General features: G+C 57.7%; 23 protein-coding genes. 14 read left to right on the top strand and 9 right to left on the bottom strand.

What is annotated here, in order from left to right; translation table 11 throughout:
• Positions 1 to 3: 3 nt before the first annotated feature.
• Complete coding sequence (arcC, locus tag GOW92_RS17190) at positions 4 to 942, top strand: carbamate kinase (RefSeq protein ID WP_170562337.1); 939 nt, start codon at positions 4 to 6, stop codon at positions 940 to 942.
• 37 nt (positions 943 to 979) lie between these two features.
• Here the strand turns inward: arcC and GOW92_RS17185 are convergent, their stop codons facing one another.
• Both GOW92_RS17185 and GOW92_RS17180 read right to left on the bottom strand, forming a co-directional pair.
• Complete coding sequence (locus tag GOW92_RS17185) at positions 980 to 2,611, bottom strand: adenylate/guanylate cyclase domain-containing protein (protein WP_170562334.1); 1,632 nt, start codon at positions 2,609 to 2,611, stop codon at positions 980 to 982.
• Between the two features lie 120 nt (positions 2,612 to 2,731).
• The gene (locus GOW92_RS17180; RefSeq protein ID WP_170562332.1) at positions 2,732 to 3,424 is read right to left on the bottom strand and encodes a Crp/Fnr family transcriptional regulator; all 693 of its coding nucleotides are present in this window, start codon (positions 3,422 to 3,424) and stop codon (positions 2,732 to 2,734) included.
• A gap of 181 nt (positions 3,425 to 3,605) precedes the next feature.
• Between GOW92_RS17180 and hemA the strand changes: the two genes are divergently transcribed.
• From hemA to GOW92_RS17165, 3 genes are read left to right on the top strand one after another with little or no spacing between them, the layout of a single operon-like run.
• A complete protein-coding gene (hemA, locus tag GOW92_RS17175; RefSeq protein WP_170562330.1) occupies positions 3,606 to 4,829 on the top strand; it encodes a 5-aminolevulinate synthase in 1,224 nt (407 codons plus the stop codon).
• A gap of 52 nt (positions 4,830 to 4,881) precedes the next feature.
• Positions 4,882 to 5,403, top strand: a complete 522-nt coding sequence (locus GOW92_RS17170) for a hypothetical protein (RefSeq protein WP_170562328.1) — start codon at positions 4,882 to 4,884, stop codon at positions 5,401 to 5,403.
• Positions 5,400 to 6,002, top strand: coding sequence for a hypothetical protein (locus tag GOW92_RS17165; RefSeq protein ID WP_170562326.1), 603 nt, complete (start codon positions 5,400 to 5,402; stop codon positions 6,000 to 6,002). Before GOW92_RS17170 ends, GOW92_RS17165 begins: the two co-directional genes overlap by 4 nt.
• A gap of 18 nt (positions 6,003 to 6,020) precedes the next feature.
• Here the strand turns inward: GOW92_RS17165 and GOW92_RS17160 are convergent, their stop codons facing one another.
• Genes GOW92_RS17160 through GOW92_RS17135 form a run of 6 tightly spaced genes read right to left on the bottom strand, consistent with a single transcriptional unit; the run spans position 6,021 to position 11,439 of the window.
• Positions 6,021 to 6,308 carry a cytochrome C oxidase subunit IV family protein gene (locus GOW92_RS17160; RefSeq protein WP_170562324.1) on the bottom strand — a complete coding sequence of 96 codons (288 nt, stop codon included), beginning with the start codon at positions 6,306 to 6,308 and terminating at the stop codon, positions 6,021 to 6,023.
• A gap of 5 nt (positions 6,309 to 6,313) precedes the next feature.
• Positions 6,314 to 6,862 (bottom strand): cytochrome c oxidase subunit 3, encoded by a 549-nt coding sequence (locus GOW92_RS17155; protein WP_170562321.1) that lies wholly within the window; start codon positions 6,860 to 6,862, stop codon positions 6,314 to 6,316.
• Positions 6,859 to 8,781: a nitric oxide reductase activation protein NorD gene (locus GOW92_RS17150; RefSeq protein ID WP_170562318.1), complete on the bottom strand. Its 1,923-nt coding sequence runs from the start codon at positions 8,779 to 8,781 to the stop codon at positions 6,859 to 6,861. Before GOW92_RS17150 ends, GOW92_RS17155 begins: the two co-directional genes overlap by 4 nt.
• Before the next feature lie 9 nt (positions 8,782 to 8,790).
• On the bottom strand, positions 8,791 to 9,606 hold the full coding sequence (locus GOW92_RS17145) for a CbbQ/NirQ/NorQ/GpvN family protein (RefSeq protein WP_170562315.1): 816 nt from the start codon (positions 9,604 to 9,606) through the stop codon (positions 8,791 to 8,793).
• On the bottom strand, positions 9,606 to 10,973 hold the full coding sequence (locus tag GOW92_RS17140; RefSeq protein ID WP_170562312.1) for a cbb3-type cytochrome c oxidase subunit I: 1,368 nt from the start codon (positions 10,971 to 10,973) through the stop codon (positions 9,606 to 9,608). Before GOW92_RS17140 ends, GOW92_RS17145 begins: the two co-directional genes overlap by 1 nt.
• A 16-nt stretch (positions 10,974 to 10,989) precedes the next feature.
• Positions 10,990 to 11,439 carry a c-type cytochrome gene (locus GOW92_RS17135; protein ID WP_170562310.1) on the bottom strand — a complete coding sequence of 150 codons (450 nt, stop codon included), beginning with the start codon at positions 11,437 to 11,439 and terminating at the stop codon, positions 10,990 to 10,992.
• Positions 11,440 to 11,743: 304 nt separating this feature from the next.
• Between GOW92_RS17135 and GOW92_RS17130 the strand changes: the two genes are divergently transcribed.
• Positions 11,744 to 12,793 carry a Hint domain-containing protein gene (locus GOW92_RS17130; RefSeq protein ID WP_170562307.1) on the top strand — a complete coding sequence of 350 codons (1,050 nt, stop codon included), beginning with the start codon at positions 11,744 to 11,746 and terminating at the stop codon, positions 12,791 to 12,793.
• A 27-nt stretch (positions 12,794 to 12,820) separates the two neighbouring features.
• Here the strand turns inward: GOW92_RS17130 and GOW92_RS17125 are convergent, their stop codons facing one another.
• Complete coding sequence (locus GOW92_RS17125; protein ID WP_170562304.1) at positions 12,821 to 13,999, bottom strand: NnrS family protein; 1,179 nt, start codon at positions 13,997 to 13,999, stop codon at positions 12,821 to 12,823.
• 234 nt (positions 14,000 to 14,233) lie between these two features.
• On the opposite strand from GOW92_RS17125, the gene GOW92_RS17120 reads away from it, so the two are divergent.
• The 9 genes from GOW92_RS17120 to ahbB (GOW92_RS17080) all read left to right on the top strand — a co-directional run bounded on the left by GOW92_RS17120 (position 14,234) and on the right by ahbB (GOW92_RS17080) (position 22,633).
• On the top strand, positions 14,234 to 15,910 hold the full coding sequence (locus GOW92_RS17120) for a cytochrome D1 domain-containing protein (protein WP_170562301.1): 1,677 nt from the start codon (positions 14,234 to 14,236) through the stop codon (positions 15,908 to 15,910).
• A 124-nt stretch (positions 15,911 to 16,034) separates the two neighbouring features.
• Positions 16,035 to 17,822, top strand: a complete 1,788-nt coding sequence (locus tag GOW92_RS25205; RefSeq protein ID WP_170562298.1) for a NapC/NirT family cytochrome c — start codon at positions 16,035 to 16,037, stop codon at positions 17,820 to 17,822.
• A gap of 55 nt (positions 17,823 to 17,877) precedes the next feature.
• On the top strand, positions 17,878 to 18,279 hold the full coding sequence (locus GOW92_RS17110; RefSeq protein WP_170562295.1) for a cupredoxin domain-containing protein: 402 nt from the start codon (positions 17,878 to 17,880) through the stop codon (positions 18,277 to 18,279).
• 190 nt (positions 18,280 to 18,469) lie between these two features.
• Positions 18,470 to 19,231 (top strand): uroporphyrinogen-III C-methyltransferase, encoded by a 762-nt coding sequence (gene cobA / locus GOW92_RS17105; protein WP_170562292.1) that lies wholly within the window; start codon positions 18,470 to 18,472, stop codon positions 19,229 to 19,231.
• A complete protein-coding gene (locus tag GOW92_RS17100) occupies positions 19,224 to 19,574 on the top strand; it encodes a c-type cytochrome (RefSeq protein WP_170562289.1) in 351 nt (116 codons plus the stop codon). Before cobA ends, GOW92_RS17100 begins: the two co-directional genes overlap by 8 nt.
• Positions 19,571 to 20,716 (top strand): cytochrome D1 domain-containing protein, encoded by a 1,146-nt coding sequence (locus tag GOW92_RS17095; RefSeq protein WP_170562286.1) that lies wholly within the window; start codon positions 19,571 to 19,573, stop codon positions 20,714 to 20,716. The genes GOW92_RS17100 and GOW92_RS17095 overlap by 4 nt, the downstream gene beginning before the upstream one ends.
• 2 nt (positions 20,717 to 20,718) lie before the next feature.
• Positions 20,719 to 21,708 carry a siroheme decarboxylase subunit beta gene (gene ahbB / locus GOW92_RS17090; RefSeq protein WP_170562283.1) on the top strand — a complete coding sequence of 330 codons (990 nt, stop codon included), beginning with the start codon at positions 20,719 to 20,721 and terminating at the stop codon, positions 21,706 to 21,708.
• Positions 21,705 to 22,154: an Lrp/AsnC family transcriptional regulator gene (locus GOW92_RS17085; protein ID WP_170562280.1), complete on the top strand. Its 450-nt coding sequence runs from the start codon at positions 21,705 to 21,707 to the stop codon at positions 22,152 to 22,154. The genes ahbB (GOW92_RS17090) and GOW92_RS17085 overlap by 4 nt, the downstream gene beginning before the upstream one ends.
• Positions 22,151 to 22,633 carry a siroheme decarboxylase subunit beta gene (ahbB, locus tag GOW92_RS17080; protein WP_170562277.1) on the top strand — a complete coding sequence of 161 codons (483 nt, stop codon included), beginning with the start codon at positions 22,151 to 22,153 and terminating at the stop codon, positions 22,631 to 22,633. Before GOW92_RS17085 ends, ahbB (GOW92_RS17080) begins: the two co-directional genes overlap by 4 nt.

Genomic DNA, 22,633 nt, shown 5'->3' with positions numbered 1-22,633 from the left:
TCCATGGGTCGCGTTGTTGTAGCACTCGGCGGCAACGCGCTTCTCAAACGGGGTGAGGCAATGACGGCGGACAATCAACGCAAGAACGCGAAGATTGCCGCCGAAGCCCTCGCCCCGCTCTGCGAAGCGCATGAAACCGTCATCACTCATGGCAATGGTCCGCAGGTCGGGATGCTGGCCTTGCAAGAAATCATGTACACCGATGTCGAGGAATACCCGCTGGACGTCCTCGTCGGCGAAACGATGGGAATGATCGGTTACATGATCGAGCAGGAGCTTGGGAACATCCTGCCCTTCGAGCATCACATCGCCACCCTGTTGACCATGATCGAGGTCGATCCGAGCGACCCGGCCTTCGAGAACCCGACAAAGTTCATCGGGCAGGTTTATTCCGAAGCGGACGCCAAAAAAGAGGCGGCCGACAAGGGCTGGACGGTGAAACCGGATGGCGCGTACTGGCGGCGCGTGGTGCCCTCGCCCCGCCCGAAACGTATCTTTCAGGTCGAACCAATTCGCTGGATCTTGGAAAAGGGGGCGACCGTGATAGCTGCTGGTGGGGGCGGCATTCCGACGATGTACGAGGCAGGTGCCGAACGGAAACTCGTTGGGGTCGAAGCCGTCATCGACAAGGATTTCGCCTCATGCCTGTTGGCGCAAAACCTTGGTGCAGATTTCTTTGTCATCGCCACGGATGCTGAAGCTGTATTCCTGAACTGGGGAACACCCGATCAGAAGGGTATTCGGTCAATCACGCCGGACGCTTTGGATGAGTATGACTTTCCCGCCGGATCTATGGGTCCCAAGGTGCAGGCTGCGCAGGACTATGCGCGGTCTTCGGGTGGTCGTGCGATCATCTGCGCACTCGCCGACGTTCCAGCAGCGGTACGTGGGGAAAAAGGCACTACGGTTTCATTGGAGGCAGGCGCGACGCAGTTTCACTAGGCGACATGTGGGCGCGCATCTGTTCCGCGATGCGCCCTTATGGGTCACAGACCTGGGGCACCGCCCGGCCTTCTGCCAGACGCGCCAGTTCAAAGGCTGACACATGGCTTCCGATGCCTTTCAGGTCGAACGGTCCCGCAGGCGTCATGTCGATATGCACCTGTCGGGCAGTCGCGTTTGACACAAGAACTTGACCATCCTCGGCGATTTCGCACAAGCGTGCCGCTAGATTCGGAGCGGGCCCGATGGCCGAATAGTCCAGACGGCTCTCAAAACCGATGCGGCCCAAAGTTGCTGCGCCCGTCGCGATCCCGATGCCAAGGCCAAGACCATGCTGTGCAATACCGGCCCTATACGGGGCCATCGCCTTCCGGACATCCACTTGCATTTTCTGGGCCAGATCAACGGCTCTTTGCGCAGCATCATCCAGCGGCACCGGCGCGCCGAACAAAACCATCAAACCGTCGCCAAGAAACCTCTCCAATGTTCCACCGCAAGCTTCGACAAGCGGTCCGCAAGTGCCGTGAAATGAGTTGAGTGCCGCGACGACCTGATCCGCATTGGCAACGGCGGCGAAGGCCGTGAACCCGCGCAGATCGGCAAAAAGAACAGTGATCTCGGCCTTACGGGTTCTCAAGACATCTGCCTCATCGGTCGCACCGACTATCATCGCTGCCACCTGCGGCGGCAGGAAACGTTTCAGACGATTGGTGCGTTCGATCTCTTCTATCTGGTTGGCGACCCGAGTTTCTAACGCTGCATTCAAATCGGCCAATTGGGCTTTTTGCACTTCAACTTGGCCATAAAGCGCGCCCAACTTTTCGCTCGTTTGGTTCACGTGGTTTGCCAGCTCACCAAGTTCATCCCGATTAGGAACCGTAATTCGGTTATCGAACCCACCCCGGGACAGCTTGCTGAGCACAGCATGGATGCGTTCGATAGGCCATAACAGAGACGAGGAAATCGAATACCCCAACAAAAGAGCAATCCCAATCGCCGCAATCGCCGCAGCCGTGATGCTCAGGCGCGAGGTCAAGTATGCCTTTTCAGTCGTCCGCGCCAGTTCGCGCACTTCCTGTTCGATATCCTGTGCTACGGTATACGCCTCGCGCTGCATGGCTTGCAGCGGCGCGAACATTTGGTCGATACCGTGTTGTGCTGCAGCTAACAGGTCGCCTTCGCGGTTCAGGCGTCGCAGTTCAGTGATTGCCGGTAAAATCTCCTGAAGGTCAGATCGAAGGTTAGTGATCGCCTGCGCATCTGGCATGCCCGGCTGCCCAAAACTGCGAAAACCAAGGGCAAGATTGCGCTCTAGTGCCGCCGAGACGTGAAGTATTGAGCGCGTTGAAGCCCCCAGAATTCCGTCCTGACGAGAAGGGCCTTTCAGGTTCTGCGGCACGAACAAAGACAGAAGATGTGTGTTCAGGTTCGAGATCGTTGTGTGAGTGTCATTGAAAAACGCAATACGCTCCTGATCGCGCATCATTGCCTCGGACCGGAGATTGGCCTGATGCAAGGCATAAAGGCCAAACAACACCAGGCAAACCAGCAGACCGGTTATTCCCAGAAATGCCACCAGCAGCTTGGCCCGAACCGAAAGAGCGACCTTGGCGACGCTGAGCGCAACCAAGGGCGGCCTGTCAGGGCCACCGTTGCGGTCGTGTGTCATGCTGCACCCCCCGCCGAAATAAGCGGCAGAACTGGCAGCACTATACACAAATATGCAAAAAAACGCTAGCAAATAGCTCGAAATGTCTGCGCAAATAACCCGGCCGAAGCGGAATATGCGCTACTTTTCGGACGAGTCGCTTTCGGCGTAGTCACGCAGGCTTTGGATATCCGCGATTTCGGCGTGATTGCGATTGATTTTCACGCCCACCGGCTTGAGCCGCGAAAATGCCCTGCTCAGACTTTCGGGTTTCATGCCCAAGCGCCCGGCAATCAGCATCTTGTCGTAAGGCAGTTCGACTTCGCAGCCGCCGGACACCTTGTCGGACAGGTTCAGCAGAAACTCGGCCACCCTCTGTGCGCCGGTCTGAGCCTTGAGTTGCTCTAGCTGCGCAACCAGTGAATGAAGATGGGTAAAGGTCGAGGCCAGGATCGACACGCCAATCTCCGGGTCTTCGCGCATCAAGGACAAAAGAACCGGGCTGGGAATATGCATCACTTCGCAGGCCGAAACAGCCTCGGCTGAGACAGGGTAAGGCACATTGCGCAGCGCGACTGCCTCACCAAAGCTTTCGCCACGGGTAAAGACGCTGACGACGGCCTCGGCCCCGGTTGGCGCCATACGAAACAGCTTGACCCAACCCGCCAAAACCACGTGTACGGCCTTAGCCTCTTCTTCCTGCAGAAAGATCGTCTCGCCCCGGTCGTAACGCCGCCAGATCGCATGACTGAGCAGTTTGTCGATATGGTGCTCTGGCAGGCTTTTCAGCAATAGCGACTGTCTGGCGATTGCCTTTTGTGTTTCATGGGCCAAGAAGGGTCCCCTTTTTCCCTGGCCGATCTCTCGGCCGGTACATTCTTTGCCATATGGCTATGCCAAACCTGAATCCTCTGCACCAGCTTTTTCCTTTGCTGCAACTTGACAATTGTCATGTCAACGCGCGGCCAGTCTGCCTAACCTGGGGTCAAAGCCAGTATTCCCGGGAGTGTGTCAGATGGACTACGAGCGATTTTTCACCCAGAGCCTTGATGATCTGCGGGATGAAGGAAACTATCGCGTTTTCATAGATCTGCAACGACACTGTGGGGCGTTCCCCAACGCGTGCCAAACTGACGGGACCGTGCGAAGAGACGTGCGGATCTGGTGTTCCAATGACTATCTGGGCATGGGCCAGCATCCGAATGTCATTGGCGCCATGCACGACGCACTGGATCGCTGCGGCGCAGGCGCGGGGGGCACGCGCAACATCTCGGGCACGACGCATGACCACGTATTGCTGGAAAACGAATTGGCCGACCTGCATGGGAAAGAGGCCGCGCTTTTGTTCACTTCGGGTTACGTTTCGAACTGGGCCGCGTTGGGAACTTTGGCGGCTAAGATCCCGGGTCTGATCGTCTTTTCAGACGCGTTAAACCATGCCTCGATGATCGAAGGCATCCGCCATTCGCGGGCACAGAAGGTGATCTGGAAGCACAACAATCTGGAAGATCTTGAGGCAAAACTGGCTGCAGCGCCCCCCGATGCTCCCAAGATGATTGCGTTTGAATCAGTCTATTCCATGGATGGCGACATCGCTCCGATCAAGGAAATCTGTGATCTGGCCGACAAATACGGCGCGATGACCTATCTGGATGAGGTCCACGCCGTAGGCCTTTACGGCCAGCGCGGCGGTGGTATCGCCGAGCGCGAAGGGTTAATGGATCGGCTGACCGTCATCGAAGGCACGTTGGGCAAAGCATTCGGCGTAGTCGGCGGCTATATCGCCGCTTCGGCCGCACTGTGCGACTTCGTGCGCAGTTTTGCCAGCGGGTTCATCTTTACCACCGCCCTTCCCCCTGCGATTGCGGCAGGTGCGGCGGCCTCGATCCGGCATCTGAAACAGTCAAACGCTGAGCGTGACCTGCAAAAGGCGCGCGTGGATCAGGTCCGTGCACGGCTGGATGCCGAAGGAATTCCACACCTGCCCAACCCAAGCCACATCATCCCCGTGATGGTGAGCGATCCGGTAAAATGCAAATTCATCTCGGACACGCTGCTGGAAGAGTTTGGTATCTACATCCAGCCGATCAACTATCCCACCGTGCCAAAAGGAACCGAGCGTTTGCGGATCACGCCTTCGCCCGTGCATACAGATGAGGACATCGACCATCTGGTCAGCGCCCTGTCGGCCCTTTGGCAACGCTGCCAGATCGCGCGGATGCCTATGGCGGCGCAATAGTCAGCGCGCCCATTCGTATCAAAATCGCCGCCTCATCGAGGCGGCTTTTTTGATGCAACAAACTTCTGCCCAATTCTGGTTCTATCCGGACAACATGAAGCACTTTATTCTCTTAGGTTGTATTGCCCTCGCCGCAAGTGGGTGCAGTCGAGAAACCCCACGCGACAAGATGTTCGATGAATTGCGTGCGCAAAAGGAAGTTCAGACTCCTTTCCCAAGTGCAGGATACACCTATGCGAGCTTTGACACCGGCCACGGCTATCAAATCGAATATCTGGACCCTAATGGGCGGGCTTTTCTTTGGTACCCGGGCAATCGTAATGCTGTGTCGGGTGAATGGAAAATCGTGCTGGACGAGATTTGCTATCGCTACGGTTCGAACACGTTCAACCCTCAAACATTGCAGCGCGGCGGGTCCTGGAGCTGCGATTACACAGGACGGGCTGGCTATCTCGTCACTGCCTATCAAAAAGGTGATCCCTTCAATCTGATATCCGGGAAAATCCCTTATGCCCGCAGCAAATGCGATCTTCCCAAAGAGTTAAATAACATCAAGAAAGTGAGTTGCGAATGAGGATTGTTTTATCTGCTGTGGTTCTTGTTCTCATGAGCCACGCTGCAGTTAGTGCCTGCACCAGCATGAAGCGCTTGCCCGTATTCAACTATAAGAAACATGCCAGCGGTGACGCTGATTTCTATGGCCTGGACCCCAAGAAAGGTCGATACATCGTCATCCAACACACGGGCGGCATTTCTAAAATCGAAATTTCAGCAAAACGTGGTGCAAAGGCGCAATACACCCGAGCGGGTACCGGAGACCCCTTGCCTGTGACCGTTATGGTTTCCGAAAACCTCTGCGCTCAAGGAAGTACGCGTCTGTTCACAAAGAAATTTCATGCCCGATTAAAAGAACAATACTCAACGCAGTTCTTTTTGCCGTTTTCCGCTTCTCAAAACAAGACCCCGGCTATTAATCTGGCTCAATCGGTTCTGCGGGCAACGTACTGCCCAAAGGGTGAAATCGCGCTCAACCACAAGTTTCAATACGTCGACAAGTCCGGCAGCAACCCTGTCGTGAAAACTGCGCCCGCAGCCCGAGCCTGGGGGTCCGATCCATTCGATGAAAAGTGGATCATTCAACTGACCTGCTCTGAATGGCGAAGCATCCAATAGGAACTATGGCGGACGGCTTCAGATCAGGAACAGTGCCAGAATAAGGCACCCGAAGGCGATCATGACAAAAGTGAACCCGCGCAGCCACGTGGGGCTACCGGCAAGGTCCAGGTAACGCGCAAGGATTACCCGGACTTTGATGAGCGCGAGAATCAAAATGCCGCTGCCAACAAAAGCCGGGGGCGCCGGTAGCATGGTCAGCAACGTTGAGGCCAAGCTGAGTGCCAGCAGGGTGACCCAGGCGCGTCTTAGTGTGCTCGGCGGCCATTGGCGGGAGAGTTTGGGAACAGATGAAGCGGCGCGCATGCTCGTTACCCCAGCAGGTAGATCACGGGAAACAGCATGATCCAGACCAGATCGACCATGTGCCAGTACTGCGCACCTGCCTCGATGTTACGGACATCGTCGCGCCAGGCAACGAGCAGCAGGATACCAACTCCTGCCAACACATGTGCGGCGTGAAACCCTGTCAGCAGGTAGTAGAACATAAAAAACGGGTGGGTCTCAAACGTGATCCCCTGCGCCGCTTTGCCCGTGTATTCGATACCTTTGATGATCAAGAACACGACCCCCAACAGGGCAGAACCGATCAGGGCAAGACGCGCGGCGCTACGGCGTGCCGTCCTGCGCCAGTGCAACGCCTGAGCAGCAAGAAACCCCGAGGTGACCAGCACCGCTGTGTTGAAGGCAGCACTGGTACGATGCAGGTGCGACTGCGCCTCGGCAAAACCAGCAGGATCGGTCAGGCGGATGCCCATGAAAGCGATAAGACCCGCCCCGAAAACCAGTAATTCCGAGATAATGAGCACCCACATCAATAATTCACCCGGAAGCTCTTCAATCAGGGACGTATCGCTCATGCGCCGACCAGTTGGCGGTAAATTTGTGGCAATGCCATTGTCAGGCGGTGCGGGTCGGGGATGACGGCGAATCCGCCCTGCCCAAACATACGCGGGAACCAGCTTTTGCCGGATTTGTCGATGGTGACGCCGAACACCGATTGACCCACACGGCGTGCTTCGCGGACGGCTTGCCGCGTGTCTTCGATACCGTGGCGGCCTTCGTAGTGGTCAAGATCGTTGGGCTTACCATCAGTGATGACCAGCAACAGGCGGCGCATGCGCGACTGCGCTGCCAGTTCGGCCGAGCAATGGCGGATCGCGGCCCCCAACCGAGTGTAGTGGCCGGGGCGCAGCGAGGCGATACGTTGTTCGACCGCCGTTCCCATCGGCTCATCAAACCGTTTGCATCGTTGAACAAAAACACGCTGACGTTTCAGTGAACTGAAGGCGTGAATGGCGAAATCGTCGCCACAAGCGTTCAAGCCCCAGGCTAGCGCGGCCAAAGCCTCGCGTTCGATGTCGATGACTGCACGGCCAGTGACGGCACTTTCTGTTGAACGGCTGACATCCAGCAGGATCGAGACCGCCAGATCGCGCGCTTCGGGACGGGATTGCATCCAGATTCGCTCGGTTCCTTCACCATTTGCACAACGATCGACCTGCGCCCGCACGGCGGCCTCGATATCCAGTTGATCCCCATCCAGATGCCCGCGTGTCATGATACGACCGGGGCGCAACGCCTCGAACTGGCGCTTGACCGCGCGGATACGGCGGGCGGTGGCTGGGTCCTTGCCAAACTCGGCCGCGTCTTCGCGGATATCTGCATCCGAGTGCAGAACATTGACGTGATCGGGCAGATACTGGCCCGTACGCACATCCCATTCGGGATAGAGGGTACGGCCCGATAAACGTTCGCGGTTCACATCCTCGGGTGCGAGGTCGAGATGCAGTTTCAGCTTGGTGGGCGGCGCCTTGGAGATCTGCCCAAGGCCAATCTCTTCCTGATCGTCAGCGGCTTTTTTGGCGTTGTCTGGATCGTCGTCATCGATGCGCCGGTTTATGTTCAGGAACTCGGCCCAACTGAGGATCGCCTCGAACTTGTGTAGGATAAAGCTGTCGCTGCGGGACGCCTGATCGGATTTGCGACGGCGGGCACGGTGAGTTTTCTCGCCGGATTCTTCGGGCGGGCCCTCGGTATCGGGGTTTTCGACCTCGTTATGTTCGGAAAAACCAACCGCACGCAGTTCGGGCCACAGTGGGACCGGGCGCATCGGTTGATAGCCCCGCGGTGCGGTCAGTTCATCGTCCATCGCCAAAAGGTTTTCGGCCTGCTCCGACAATCCGGCCCGATCGCCCAGACTGTACCGGATCAGCTCTTCGACAGCCGCCTCGACAGGCGGAAGGTTGGGAGTGTCGCGTTGAAGCAGAACACCTTTGCAAAGCTCGGTGTAAAGCGGGCGAAGGCCCGGGGCGCCTTCCAATGTCGCTTCAACCATGCTTTGCGCCGCGATCAGCGCTCGCAAATCGGCGCGCAGCGGGTCATCTTCGTCAATTCGTGTTCCGGCATGCGCGGCTGCGGCCGCCAGCCAGATATACAATGCGCCGTTTGCCTCGCGCACTGGAAAAACCGCCAGACGGTCTGGCAGGCGCAGCACTTCACCATCAAACGAGGAGCGCGGCATCAATTCCACCTCGGCTCCCAAACGGCGGCGCCAACTTAGGCGGTGGTGTGAAACCTCGGGTGAGACCGGGCGCAATTCGACGCCCGGACTACCCCCAAGCCCTCGGAAGAGGACGGCCAGCCGCCCCGCGACCTGTGACAGGTCGACCGCGGCTCCATCATGCACCTGGGGTGCATCGAGACGGCTGGCAAGGGTGTGCCACAGTTTCCCGATCGTTTCTTCGGGTTCCCATGGCTCAAAGTCGATCTTGACCATCGGCCGGCCTCACCCAAAGACAGCCGTGACAAGATCGAGGAGCCCGCGTTTGATATCCTCGTCATCAGTTAAAGGTTCGATCATTGCGGCAAGGATAGCGTGGTCGGTGGACATGCCATGTGCGATCAACGTCGCGGCATAGACAACCAGACGGGTGGAGACGCCTTCCTCAAGATCCTGACCCTTGAGCCCGCGCAGCTTGCCTGCAAGGCGCACCAACGGCTTGCAGCGTTCCAGCGGCAGACCGCTTTCCTGCGCAACGACTTCGGCCTCCATCTGAGGCGACGGAAAGTCGAACTCCAGCGAGATGAACCGCTGGCGGGTCGAGGGTTTCAAGGTTTTCAGTATATTCTGGTATCCGGGATTGTATGAGGCGACCAGCGTGAAACCGGGGGCAGCCTCAAGCTCTTCACCGGTGCGGTCAATCGGCAGGATGCGTCGGTCGTCGGTCAGCGGGTGCAATACAACAGTGACGTCCTTGCGGGCCTCGACCACCTCGTCGAGATAGCAGATCGCGCCTTCGCGCACCGCGCGGGTCAAGGGGCCATCAACCCAGACGGTCTCTCCACCCTTCAGCAGGTAGCGCCCGATCAGGTCAGCGGCGGCCAGATCATCGTGACAGGCAACGGTATAAAGCGGGCGGCCAAGACGGGCGGCCATATGGGCCACAAAGCGTGTCTTGCCGCACCCCGTCGGACCTTTGAGCAGGACCGGCAGGTCGTTGTTGTAAGCGGCAGTGAACACATCACATTCATCGCTTTGGGGCAGGTAGAAGGGGGCGTTTGCCGCCCCCTCGTTCAGTTGCAAGGAGCCATCCATATTCATCACTCCGCTGGGGTTTCTGCAGCGCCCGGCTCGATGATCTCTTTGCGAGGCACCCAAACCGAGTAGATGAACAACAGCGCACCAAGGACCACCACAACGCCGGACCCAAAGCGCATCCAGTAGAAGATGGCGATCTGGTCTTGCACGTCCATGAAATAGTCGCCGATCACGCGTTGCATGTGTGTTTGCACGGTTCCGCCGAAGGTCAGCACAAAGGTCATGAAGACCATGCCGCTGGTCATTAACCAGAAGCTGCCCATGTTCATCACCTGATTGTACGGATCACGGTTCTTCAGGATCGGCATCGCATAGCTGAAGATCGCCAAGTTGAGGCAGACATAGGCACCGTAGAAGGCCAGGTGACCGTGCGCAGCGGTGATCTGCGTGCCGTGGGTGTAGTAGTTTACCCCGTGCAGCGTATGCAGGAAGCCCCAGACACCGGCACCGAAGAACGCCAGCGTGGCACAGCCCAGCGACCACAAAAGCGCGGCCTTGTTGGGGTGGTCCCTGCGGCCCTTCCAGACCATGACGAAAGCAAAGGCCATCATCGCGAAGAACGGGATCACTTCGAGGCTCGAGAAGATCGAACCGATCCACTGCCAGTACGCTGGGGTACCGATCCAGTAGTAGTGGTGCCCAGTTCCAAGGATGCCGGAAAACAGCGCGGCCGCAACGATGACATAAAGCCATTTCTCGACCACCTCACGGTCCACACCGGTCAGCTTCAGCATTAGGTAGGCAAGGATCGAGGCCATGATCAGTTCCCACACACCTTCGACCCACAGGTGGACGACATACCACCAGTATTGCTTATCCAGGGACAGGTTGCCCGGGTTGTAGAAGGCAAATAGGAACAGCAGCGCCAGACCCCAAAGGCCCAGCAGCAGGATGTTGGTGATCGCGGTCTTCTTGCCCTTCAGAACGGTCATCGACACGTTGTAAAGGAAGATCAGCGCAGCCACGACGATACCGGCCTTGACCCATTTGGGTTGCTCAAGGAACTCGCGCCCCTCTTTGCCCAGCAGCCAGTTGCCCTCGAACAGGTTGAAGGTATAGGTCAGCACCACGCCCAATGTTCCGACCACCAGAATGATCAACTGCAAATAGGCCAGCATGGGCGAATGGATTTCACGCTCGGCCTCTTCCGGGATCAGGAAGTACGCCGCACCGAAGAAGCCCAGGATCAACCAGACGATCAGCGCATTTGTGTGTAGCATCCGCACAATGTTGAACGGCAAAAGCTCGCTCAGGAAGTTGGGCGATACATAGATCCAGCCGGCGATCAGACCGCCGATCACCTGGATCGCGAACAAGCCCATCGCTACGGCAAAGTAGGCGTAGGCAATTTTTTGGGATTCGTATTTCATTGCTCCGTTCCCTTTCTCAGCCGGCCTCGTTGGGCGGCCAGTCCTGAGCATCGATATTGTCCGTCCAGATCAGGAAGTTGGTCAGATCACGGATCTCTTCGTCGCTGAGGTTGAATTGCGGCATCTGTCGGCGACCGGGAACGCCGGTAGGCTGTGCCTCCATCCAGCCCTTAAGGGCATCAAAGGCAGATTCCGGGTCATCCAGAACGCCCCAACGGGTCATCACGTTGCCGACCTCAGGGGCAAAGTAAGCCCCTTCACCAAGGATCGTGTGACAATTGATACAGGCGTGTTTTTCCCAGACGTGTTTGCCCCGAACCACACTGTCATCAAGATTCGCGGCATTCTCGGAATTCACGATGTACCAGTGGGAATGGGCGGACAAAGCCAGAAAGATGAGAATAAAGAACAGGGACCCGCCATAGAATATATTGCGCGCCATGCTCTTGGTCATGACTTCTCGCATCGCGCTCTCCTTTGCGCAGATTAGCTAGTGGAGATCAGAATGCAGCGCGGGCAGACGTACCGCCTTAACGAAAGTCAAGACCGGCAGACATCGCCGTAAAGCACCGGGAACACGTGGCGACAAACCAAGTCGAGTGTGACCTTCAGGAAACTGTTGCACCTACATTAGGCCCCATAACCCCAGAATTGCCATTTTAACGCCTTGAAAAACGTCGCCGGACTCAGCAACACTTTTTCGCAAACACTCGGTAGCGTCGCTTTTGCGCGGCCTCGCAAAAGCAAAGCACACAAAGGTCTAGGTAACGATGGCAATTAGTATCTACGGTGCATTCCGTTCTGACTCGACGATGTCGACCAGTCAGGCGCAGCTCTATCAAGTCAACACTACATTCCAGATCTCGCAATACAGCCAGATCACGATTACCGACGGTGCAGATCCCACGATCATCGATGGCGACAACGTAAACAACGAAGTTCCAAACGACCCAACCCAGACCTATATGGGCCGCGCGTTTGACTGGGACTATACCATCCTTGTCCGGGATACAGACGGCAACACCTACGAAATTGGTGTTATGGATTGGGATAGTAACAATAATGGATTCATTAACACCAATTCCGCTGAACAAGGTTATTTCCTGGGTTTCATCGGTGGAAGCGTCCCCCCGCTGAATACGACGCTGACCATTATCGATCTAACCGACAACGGCCCGAATATTCCGGTTGATACGGTTGTGCCCTGTTTCACCGCTGGCACACTGATCGAGACGCCAAATGGCACGCGCCCTATCGAGGCGCTCGCGGTCGGGGATGAGGTGATGACAATGGACCGGGGTCCGCAGCGTATTCGCTGGATTGGCGCACGCGCATTGACCGGCCAGGAGCTGTCGGAAAAGCCCAAACTTCGCCCGATCCGCATAGCGGCTGGAGCATTGGGACGCGGATTACCGCAGCGCGACTTATTGGTATCGCCACAGCATCGGATGCTGGTGCGCTCGGCCATCGCGATCCGAATGTTCGACACCAGCGAAATTCTGGTGGCCGCTCATGCGCTTGTTGGCGTCCCCGGCATAACGGTCGAGGAAAACGCAGAGTCGGTCGAGTATTTTCACATGCTGTTCGAACAGCATGAGATCGTCTTTGCCGAAGGCGCCCCATCTGAGAGCCTGTTCGCCGGAGCCGAAGCGCTCAGAACGGTGCCACTTGCAGCCCGGGCAGAAATGCTGGAGCTGTTTCCTGCCCTGGCCACCGAAGATTTTGTGCCGCCATCCGCGCGTCCGATCCCGAGCAAAGGCAAGCAGGTCCGGCACATGGTGCAACGCCACATCAAGAACAGTCGCTCATTGATCGAATGATTTCTATCGTTTGAAACGATAAGGTACCTAGTCTTGCTTCGCGCGCGGTCCGGTCAATGCGGGCCACATCGCAACCAGATACAGCGCAAAAGCAGTGACCCACAGACCGTCTGACAAGAGCATCGCAACCAGATAGCCTGAATCCAACTCGGCCCCGATCCAGCGCGACAGCGCCGCCGCCGCCATCAATCCATAGGCCACAACCATCGGTCCGGGTGCGACCAGCGCGCGACCGCTATGTCCGAGCGCGGCGCGGCTCATGACCGCCAGTGTCATGCCACCTACGCAACCGATACCCAAGACATGCAGGGCGGCAACCTCATTGCCTAGACCCAGCACCGCCAAGCCCCACAGGATCAGACCCAGCGCCAACATGCCCAGCCCCAGATGCAGCGCCAGCAGGATCGGTTCACGCGCAGCCCAAATTGTCCGCCACCGAGCCATGCGCAGGATTTGCACCACGCCCAACGTTAGGGCAACAGCCCCGGCAATTTCCCAATCGCCTGATGCCAGAATGCTCAGCGGCAGGATAAGAGACAATCCCATTCCGGCCTTGTTCAGCGCACCAACGGAAACAGGCCAGTCCGCCTCAGACGCCCCGGCGCGCTTCATGGCGTTGCGGGTAAAGGCCGGCGTGATCCGTCCGCCCAGAATGGCTATCATCGCGCAGAGCGTCAGCAAACCCATCCGCAACCCGGATTGTAACGTGTCATCCGTCAGCCCGGTCCACTCAAAATGAGTCAGCAAGTCCGCGATCCAGATGAGGCTGAGCAACAGTAGGAAAATCATGTTCTGCGGTTTCGGCCGACGGATCAATTGCGTCGCGATCTTGGCTGCAAGGATCGGAAGAAACGCAAGGTCGATCACGGCAACCATAGCCGGCGGCAACATCCCGGAAAACCACATTGCCATCCGGCCTGCCAACCATATCCCTGCTGCAAGGGCGATGAACCGCGCGCGCGCATCAGGTGCACCGGTCCAGTTTGGTACCGCCGTCAGAAAGAACCCACCCAACGCCGCAGTGGCATAGCCAAAGATCATCTCATGCGCATGCCACATGGGCGGCGTCATGCCGTAATCCGGCGCCATGTAAGGCACCGTCAGCCACAATCCCCAGACTAGTCCGACAAACAGGCCATACAGCCCGGCGGACAGAAAAAACACGCGGAACCCCTCACCAAAAATACGGGTGATGACTGCGGGCATAGCTGCTCTCCTAGGTCGTTTTTCCAAGCCCTAGCAGCCTGCTTGTTCGCGGCACTTAACCAAAATCAAAACGGCGGAAAACATGCCTCTAAAACACAGATTTTCTGAGGTTTTTTTGGGTGAATTTTTGCATCTCCACCCCGGTTTACGCCCCATCCGTTGACTTTCGTCAAGGAGCCGAAGGCTTCGGTGGGCCAACCTTAGCCCTGCCTCACCAGCAAATGGAGAGTGATCATGTCACTTGGAATCAGCTACAAAAAAACTGGCCGTGCCTTTGGGGTCGGTTTGGCGATGCTGCTGGGCAGCGTCGCTGCTCCGACACTCGCCGAAGAGCCAACCCTTGATAAGGACGCCTTTGAATCGTCAAAACAATTGTACTTTGAACGCTGCGCTGGCTGTCACGGTGTGTTGCGCAAAGGAGCGACGGGCAAAAGCCTTGAACCATTGGTGGAAACGAAAAACGCCGACGGCACCGTGACCGAATCCGGCACCCTAAAACTAGGACAGGAACGGCTCGAAAAAATTATCGCCTGGGGCACCGAAGGCGGGATGAACAACTTCTCGGACGTGATGTCCGAGGACGAGATCAGCAATATGGCGACCTACATCCAGATGGAGCCACCCAAGCCGCCGGAAATGTCGCTTGAGCAAATGATGGCGACCCGTAAGGTCTATGTCGAACCCGAAGATTACCCAAGCGAGCCGCTGCATGGCCGAAACTGGGAGAACTTCTTTGTAGTTATCGAACGTGACGTGGGCAAGGTGGCTGTGATCGACGGCGACACCAAGGAAGTGCTGGCGCATATTCCGACGGGCTACGCCGTGCACGTTCTAAAAGCGTCCGAGCACCATAAACTGGAAGAGCCGGAAAATCCTGGCCGCTTCTGGTACACCATGGGCCGCGACGGCAAGATGACCAAGATCGACCTGTGGCAGAACCCTGAGAATATGCTCGTGGCCGAGGTCACCATTGGCTATGACGCCCGCGACGTGGCCGTTTCTGGTGATGGTAAATACGTGATCGGTGGGGCCTATTGGCCGCCGCATTTCGCGATCGTCGATGCCGAAACAATGGAACCGAAGAAGGTTGTCTCGACCCGAGGCTACAACGTGGACGGGGACTACGTGGAAGAGGCCCGTGTGGCCGCAATCTACACCACTCCGAACGAGCCAACCTGGATCGTAGCCGTGAAGGAGCTCGGCCAGCTCTGGCAAGTCGATTACTCAGACCTGGACAACCTGCGGATCGACAAGATCGACAGCGCCAAGTTCCTGCATGACGGGTTCTTTGATCCAACCGGCCGTTACTTCCAGATCGCCGCGAACGCATCGAACAAGATGGTTGTGGTCGATACCGAAACCCACAAGCTGGAAGCCATGATCGATACGGCGCCGCTGCCGCACCCCGGCCCGGGCGCCAACTGGGATGATCCGAATTGTGGCCCGGTTGCCGGTACGACCCACCTGGGCGAAGGCACTGTCACTGTGTGGGGCAACGACCCCGAGGGTCGTCCGGATGACGCATGGAAAGTCTGCTACGAGGTGGAAACCGACGGACCCGGTCTGTTCATCCGGACACACCCGGAATCAGATTATATCTGGGCCGACCAGACCAAGCACCCCGAGCCTGAAGTTCAGCAATCGGTGCAGGTCATCGACAAGGCAACCGGTGAGATCGTGAAAACGATCCAGATCACAGAAGAGGAAGGCAACGTCGCCGTCCACTTCGAGTTCAATCAGGACGGTTCCGAGGTTTGGGTTTCCAAGTGGAACCGCTCGACCTCGAAAGAAGCGAACGGTGAGATCGTGATCTACGACGCCAAGACGCTGGAAGAGATCGGCCGCGTGAAAGGGCTGTTTGCACCGACCGGAAAATTCAACGTCTACAACCGGTCGAACCACGTCACCTGACGGTTTCGCAACCAACTTCGGAAAGGGCGGGCCCCTCGCCCGCCCTTTCCTCGTTTGTTCACTCAGCCAAACTCACCGGCCTGCCATCCAAGGCCAGACAAGACAGCCAAAACGGAGCCCGGACATGACTTCCGAACCGGATAAGAAAAAACCGATCTGGCGCCGGTATTTCCTGTGGGGAATGCCCGTGGCCGGTATTGCCGCAGCCTTTGTCGGCGGCATCATCTTCTGGGGTGGTTTCAACACCGCCATGGAAGCAACCAATACCAAGGAATTCTGTATTTCGTGTCACGAGATGCGCGACTTCGTCTACGAAGAATACACCGGAACCATCCATGACGTGAACCGGTCTGGCGTGGGCGCCGTCTGTTCCGACTGTCACGTGCCCAAGGACTGGACGCACAAGATGATCCGCAAGATCAAGGCATCCAAAGAACTGTACGGCAAGGTGGTTGGCACCATCAACACGCGTGAGAAGTTCGAAGCCAAACGCGTGCATCTGGCGATGAATGAGTGGGAACGGATGAAGGCCACTGACTCACGTGAATGCCGCAACTGTCACGACTTTGAATCGATGATGCCTGAATTCCAGAAACCCCGCGCGCGTCAGCAGCACCTGAACGCCATGACCGTGGGCCAAACCTGTATCGACTGTCACAAGGGGATTGCGCACTCGGACGCCCGCGACCGGGCCGACGAAGAGTATCTGGAAAAACTCGAAGCACCGAATCCGGACTTTATCCGCCAGATCCCGCCGGAATACATGGCGAGCCTTGAACGGATCGAAGCCAAGGAAGCCGCAGAAGCCGAGACCGAGAAAGCCGCCAAACAGGCGCAACATGAAGCCGTGCAGACTCAGATCGCAGCGGCGGTGGATGCGGCTTTGGCCGAAGAACGCGCCAAATCCAACGGTGAGGAAGCTGCAGCGCCCGCAAGCGGGGGTGGTGATGATGTTGACGCGGATATCGACTGGAACGCAGTTGCCACGGCCGATTTGAAACTGTTCTACCCCGGTCAGGCTTCGTTTGAATGGGTCCAGAATGGTAAATTCCACGGTGGTGCCCGTCCTCTGACCAAAGGTGGAGACCAGTGTACGACCTGCCACGCCAAAGAGCTGGACACGATCGGCAATAAGATTGTTGCAGGCGGCGAATTGGAACCAACACCGATCCCCGGCAAACGCGGCGTAATCGACGCAACCGTTCAGGCAGCGCATGATAACGAAAACCTGTATGTCCGCCTGCAATGGCCGGATGCAGGCCACAACCCTGCACCCTTCGTGGATGGCGGCAAAATGGATCCCAACAACCAGATAAAGGTCGCCATGATGATCACCGGCACCGGAATCGAGTTGGGTGATCAGGTAGGCTGCTGGGCCTCATGCCACGCCGACAACAGCTATATGCCCTTTGACCCCGGCGCGGATGCGATTGCCGCCAATGGTGACGTCGCAGGTCGCATGTCCGCGCAGGACACCGTAACCAAGTACATCAGCGAAAGCCGCACGGATGTCGAAATCAAAGGTCGCCGCGGCAAGGCACTAGGCGGTTGGGACAAGCTGGAGGCCGAAGCACAGATCGAGCAGTACCTGGCCGACGGCACCTATCTTGACCTGATGCGCGTCTACGCCGATGGCAGCGCGACAAACGGCTATCTGCTGGAACAGCGCGTGGTTAATGACGGTGAAATTGCAGCCTCGGCGAACCTGTCCGGTGGCATGTGGACCGTGGTCTTTACCCGGCCGCTGAACTCGGGCGCGCCGGGTGACGTCCCGCTCGAGTCCGGCCAGACCTATACAGTTGGTTTTGCGATCCATGACGATTTCGCCGCCGCCCGGTTCCACCATGTCACGCTGGACACCAGCCTGGCATTGGACGACGACGCCGCCTTCATCAATGTGGTCAAACAATAGCGGATTGGGGCCGGGCACTCCGGCCCCACCCCATTTTGGAAAGGAGACTTGGACGATGAAACCCCAACACCTTCTTCCTGCCCTGCTTTTTCTGTCCTCGCCCGCATGGGCCGAGGACACTGTCGAGCTGTGCGCCGAAGCCGAAGACCGGTATCTCACGCTTTTTGGCCAGCCAACCTCGGCGGTCGAGGACGCCGAAGTAGTGCTGATGTACAAATACAATTTCTGCCCAGCCGAACTGACCGTGAAGGCCGGCACCACTGTCCGGTGGGTCAATGTCGACAAGCGGACCAGCCACTCGGTCCTGCTTAAGGATGGCAGCGAACCTGAAAGTGACAGGCTGTTCCCCGAGGAAACGGTCGATCTGACATTCCTGACACCCGGCCCGCAGGAATACCTTTGTGGCCCGCATTGGGAAACGCAGAACATGATCGGAATGGTCACCGTCGAACCCTGAGCCGAGGCAAGTAAACAGGCAAGAAGCAAGGAGCGCGGGCGCAAATCCCGCGCTCCTTAACTTTAGTCAAGGAAACAGCGCAGTTAATGCGCAAACCTGCCAGCATGACACGCCCGGTTGGCCCAGCGACGTCCTCAAATCGCCGAATGGAACCGGGTTCAGAAGACAAATAGACCAAGCGAGTTTGCACATGAGCGGTAAGGTTTTTCTGATTGGTGCCGGTCCCGGCGACCCCGAACTCATGACCTTGCGTGCGATGCGCATGCTGCAAGAGGCTGACGTGGTTGTTTACGACCGGCTAGTCTCGGCTGACATTCTGGAAATGCACACCCCCGGCGCGCGACTGATCCCGGTCGGAAAGGCGCCCAAATGCCATTCAGTGCCACAGGATCGCATCAACGAAATTCTGGTCAAAGAAGCCCGCGCAGGTCATTGCGTTGCGCGTTTGAAAGGCGGCGACCCGATGATCTTTGGACGTGGTTCGGAAGAAGCCGCGTATCTGATGGCCCACGGTATCGCGATTGAATACGCGCCGGGCATCACCGCCGCACAAGGAGCATCCAGCGCGACCGGAGTGCCGCTGACCCATCGCGGCCTGGCAACCTCGGTTCAGTATGTCACCGGTCACAGACAGGCCGACAAGGTACTGGATCTGGATTGGAAACGGCTGGCTGACCCGGACTCAACGCTGGTCATTTACATGGGTGTCGCCAATATCGGCCAGATCGCAATGGGGCTTATGACCGAAAATCTGCCCGGCTCGACCCCCGTTTTGGCCGTTGGAAACGCGACCACAACCGAAGAACGGCGCCTGATCTCCCGACTGGACCAACTGGCGGCGGATGTACGCGATGCAAATTTACAAGCGCCGACCCTATTCATCATCGGTCAGGTCGTATCGCTATATGCCAAACAGCCGGTTGCAGACCTGCAGGAGCAAGCTCATGGCTAGGGTCATCCCTTCGTATTGTGGGCTCCCGGCATGGACCTCGCGCGCTTTTCTCACAACAGCCGTCCTCGTCGCCACCTCGGCTCTCGCCGCCGACGTGCTGGACGGCAACGCCCTGAAACGCCTTGTTCATCAGGATTGTGGCTCGTGCCACGGCTTGTCTTTGAAGGGTGGCCTTGGGCCGGATCTGCGGTCCAAATCGCTGGACCATTATGATGCTGACGTTTTGACCGACGTTATCCTTGATGGCATCCCCGGCACCGCAATGCCCCCGTGGCGACCTCTGATCAGCGAGGAAGAGGCCGAATGGATCGCCCGCTATCTTCTGGAATCGGAGGCACAATGAAACACCTCATCTTTAGCCTTGCAGCCACCCTAATGATGACAGCGGCGCAGGCCGAGCCTACCGCTACAGGCGATTTGGGTCTGGTAATCGAACGTGCCAATGGTTCGGTTCTGCTGGTGGATCAATCTGACCGGGCGGCGTTGGCCCGGATCGAAGGCTTAGGTGATCTGTCCCACGCCTCAATGGTCTATTCGCCTGACGAACGTTTCGCTTATGTGTTCGGACGGGATGGTGGCCTGACCAAGGTCGATATCGTCACCCGCCAGATCGTTAACCGGGTCGTGCAGGCAGGCAACGCCATCGGCGGTGCTATCTCGGATGACGGTCAACTGGTGGCTGTCTCAAATTACGAACCGGGCGGTGTTCGCGTCTTCAATGCCGAAACGCTGGAGATGGTCGCGGATATTCCGACCGAAAGCAAAACCATTGGACTGGTCGACGCACCAGGCCGCCGGTTCGTGTTCACCATGTGGGACACGGGCGAGACCTGGATCGCCGACTTCTCAGCGGGCACCCCCGAAATTACCAAGATCCCAGAGATGGGTAAGAACCCCTATGACGCGCTGATTACCGCCAATGGCCGCACTTATATCACCGGTTTGTTCGGCGAGGATGGTCTGACAGCGCTGGATCTGTGGGCCAACATTCCTGAACCAATCCGCGTGCTGCCCGACTATGGCCGTGGGCAAGAGGAATTGCCCGTCTACAAGATGCCTCATCTGGAAGGCTGGGCGCTGACAGGGCGCGAGTTTGTTTTGCCTGCGGTTGGTCACCATGAGGTTCTGTGGATCGACGCAGAAACTTTGACTGAAACCGGACGTACCCAAACCCATGGCCAGCCGGTCTTTGCCATGGCCCGGCCCGATGGGCGGCAAGTTTGGGTAAATTTCGCCCATCCCCTGAACGACACAATCCAGGTGATCGACAGCGTCAGCAAAGAAATCATTCATGAATTCAAACCGGGCCCGGCGGTTCTGCACATGGAGTTCACCCCGCGTGGGCACGAGGTCTGGATCAGCGTGCGCGATGCCAACAAGGTCATGGTTTACGACACGCACAACTTCGAAAAGCTGCGTGAGATAGAAGCGGACAGCCCGTCAGGTATCTTTTTCACTGCCCGCGCGCACAGAACGGGCTTGTGACAATGGAACATATCACCGACCCAATCGACCGACGCCTGCTGGATGAGTTTCAGCGCGATTTTCCTGTAGCCGACCGCCCATTCCAGGCGTTGGCATTCATATTGGGGCTGCACGAAGCCGAAGTGCTGGATCGCCTCACCCGAATGCGTTCAAGTGGCCGAATAACTCGGGTCGGCGCGACGATTGCCCCGGGGACGGTTTCGGCAAGTACGCTGGCCGCCGTTGCTGCGCCGGCCGAAAGACTGGAAGAAGTTGCCGCCCTGATCGACGCTGAGCCGGGTGTGAACCATAACTACCAACGCGAAGACGAATGGAATCTTTGGTTCGTGGCCACTGGCCCAGACCGCGTACACGTGGATAACACTCTGGCGCGCATCACACATCGCACAGGGCTGCGAGTACTCGATCTTCGGTTGGTGCGTCCGTTCAACGTAGATCTGGGGTTTCGCATGTCGGGCAAGACACGAAACGTGCCTGGCCCGCGCAAAGTAGACCGCTCGGTCCTGCAGGAGGGCGACCGGGCATTGCTGCAAGCCCTCAGCTCAGGTCTACCGCTGGTCGCCGAACCCTATGCCGCTCTGGCCCAATCACTGAACCGCGATGCGGCGAAAATAATGGGGCGGGTTGAAGTTCTGCACAGTGCCGGCATCATCTCGCGGCTGGGCGTGATTGTGCGCCACAGGGCGCTTGGATGGTCGGCCAACGCGATGGTCGTCTGGGACATGCCGACCGTACAGATCGACGCCGCCGGACCTGCCCTTGCAGCCCATCCCGGAGTGACCCTGTGCTATGAGCGGCGCCCGGTTGATGGGGTTTGGCCCTACAGCCTTTATTCCATGTTTCACGCCCGTACGCGCAACGAAGCGCTTGAGGCGTTGGCCACTGCGCGCGCGCTGCCGGAACTATTTGGAGCACAGCACAAGGTTCTGTTTTCGACCCGCTGTTTCAAACAAACCGGCGCGCTTATCCAACCGAAGGAAGCCGCTGCATGACACTTGACGCAACCGACCGCAAAATCCTGAACCGGATGCAGGACGACCTTCCCTTGGTATCAAACCCTTATTCGGCGGTAGCAGAGGAACTGGGCATTCCCGAAAGCGAATTGCTGAACCGTATGTCCTGTATGAAAGAAGACCGCGTGATTACCCGTTTTGGCCCTTTTTTTGACGCTGCTGCAATGGGTGGAGCTTTCTGCCTGTGTGCGATGGCGGTACCGCCCGAGAATTTCGAAACTGTCCTGACCAAAGTCAATGCGCACGCCGAGGTGGCGCATAACTATGAACGTACGCACCGGCTGAATATGTGGTTCGTGCTGGCCACCGAAACACCCGAGGGGATCGAGGCCACCGCCGATGCCATCGAACGGGAAACAGGGACCCGCGTTCTCTGTTTCCCCAAATTGCAGGAATTTTTCATCGGCTTTCGGGTGGCAGCATGATCGACGCAAGAGATCGACAGATTATCGAGGCACTTCAGGGCGGGTTGCCCCTTGTACCTGCGCCGTATGCGCAGGTGGCCGAGGCACTTGGGATGGACGAGGGTGCGCTGCTTTTCCAACTGGCCGAACTGAAGTCGCGCGGCGTAATCCGCCGCATCGCCGCCGCCCCCAACCACTACAAGCTGGGCATGACTTCAAACGGGATGACCGTTTGGGATGTGGATGACGACCACATCACTGAACTGGGCACGCATATCGGTGCGCTGCCCTTCGTCACCCACTGCTATGAACGCCCTCGCGCTCTTCCCGATTGGCCTTACAATCTGTTCGCTATGGTTCACGGCGCCGACCGGAACGAGGTCGAGAGAAAGCGCGCTGAAATCTCTGCAATCCTAGGTGATGCCTGCCGGGCCAAAGACATCCTCTATTCTACGCGCATTCTGAAAAAGACCGGGCTGCGCCTGAAAGCGAAAGGCTGA

This window comes from Ruegeria atlantica (assembly GCF_013032505.1).
Classification (GTDB): domain Bacteria; phylum Pseudomonadota; class Alphaproteobacteria; order Rhodobacterales; family Rhodobacteraceae; genus Ruegeria; species Ruegeria atlantica_F.
Note: the sequence above shows the minus strand (reverse complement) of the source record. Positions and strands in the feature narration are given on the sequence as shown.

Coding starts and splice junctions, on each gene's coding strand:
- GOW92_RS17140 (WP_170562312.1), bottom strand. CDS start 10,973: ATGAAATACGAATCCCAAAAAATTGCCTACGCCTACTTTGCCGTAGCG.
- GOW92_RS17160 (WP_170562324.1), bottom strand. CDS start 6,308: ATGCGCGCCGCTTCATCTGTTCCCAAACTCTCCCGCCAATGGCCGCCG.
- GOW92_RS17155 (WP_170562321.1), bottom strand. CDS start 6,862: ATGAGCGATACGTCCCTGATTGAAGAGCTTCCGGGTGAATTATTGATG.
- GOW92_RS17165 (WP_170562326.1), top strand. CDS start 5,400: ATGAGGATTGTTTTATCTGCTGTGGTTCTTGTTCTCATGAGCCACGCT.
- GOW92_RS17085 (WP_170562280.1), top strand. CDS start 21,705: ATGACACTTGACGCAACCGACCGCAAAATCCTGAACCGGATGCAGGAC.
- ahbB (WP_170562283.1), top strand. CDS start 20,719: ATGGAACATATCACCGACCCAATCGACCGACGCCTGCTGGATGAGTTT.
- arcC (WP_170562337.1), top strand. CDS start 4: ATGGGTCGCGTTGTTGTAGCACTCGGCGGCAACGCGCTTCTCAAACGG.
- GOW92_RS17100 (WP_170562289.1), top strand. CDS start 19,224: ATGGCTAGGGTCATCCCTTCGTATTGTGGGCTCCCGGCATGGACCTCG.
- ahbB (WP_170562277.1), top strand. CDS start 22,151: ATGATCGACGCAAGAGATCGACAGATTATCGAGGCACTTCAGGGCGGG.
- GOW92_RS17150 (WP_170562318.1), bottom strand. CDS start 8,781: ATGGTCAAGATCGACTTTGAGCCATGGGAACCCGAAGAAACGATCGGG.
- hemA (WP_170562330.1), top strand. CDS start 3,606: ATGGACTACGAGCGATTTTTCACCCAGAGCCTTGATGATCTGCGGGAT.
- GOW92_RS17170 (WP_170562328.1), top strand. CDS start 4,882: ATGCAACAAACTTCTGCCCAATTCTGGTTCTATCCGGACAACATGAAG.
- GOW92_RS17135 (WP_170562310.1), bottom strand. CDS start 11,439: ATGCGAGAAGTCATGACCAAGAGCATGGCGCGCAATATATTCTATGGC.
- GOW92_RS17125 (WP_170562304.1), bottom strand. CDS start 13,999: ATGCCCGCAGTCATCACCCGTATTTTTGGTGAGGGGTTCCGCGTGTTT.
- GOW92_RS17110 (WP_170562295.1), top strand. CDS start 17,878: ATGAAACCCCAACACCTTCTTCCTGCCCTGCTTTTTCTGTCCTCGCCC.
- GOW92_RS25205 (WP_170562298.1), top strand. CDS start 16,035: ATGACTTCCGAACCGGATAAGAAAAAACCGATCTGGCGCCGGTATTTC.
- GOW92_RS17095 (WP_170562286.1), top strand. CDS start 19,571: ATGAAACACCTCATCTTTAGCCTTGCAGCCACCCTAATGATGACAGCG.
- GOW92_RS17145 (WP_170562315.1), bottom strand. CDS start 9,606: ATGAATATGGATGGCTCCTTGCAACTGAACGAGGGGGCGGCAAACGCC.
- GOW92_RS17130 (WP_170562307.1), top strand. CDS start 11,744: ATGGCAATTAGTATCTACGGTGCATTCCGTTCTGACTCGACGATGTCG.
- cobA (WP_170562292.1), top strand. CDS start 18,470: ATGAGCGGTAAGGTTTTTCTGATTGGTGCCGGTCCCGGCGACCCCGAA.
- GOW92_RS17185 (WP_170562334.1), bottom strand. CDS start 2,611: ATGACACACGACCGCAACGGTGGCCCTGACAGGCCGCCCTTGGTTGCG.
- GOW92_RS17120 (WP_170562301.1), top strand. CDS start 14,234: ATGTCACTTGGAATCAGCTACAAAAAAACTGGCCGTGCCTTTGGGGTC.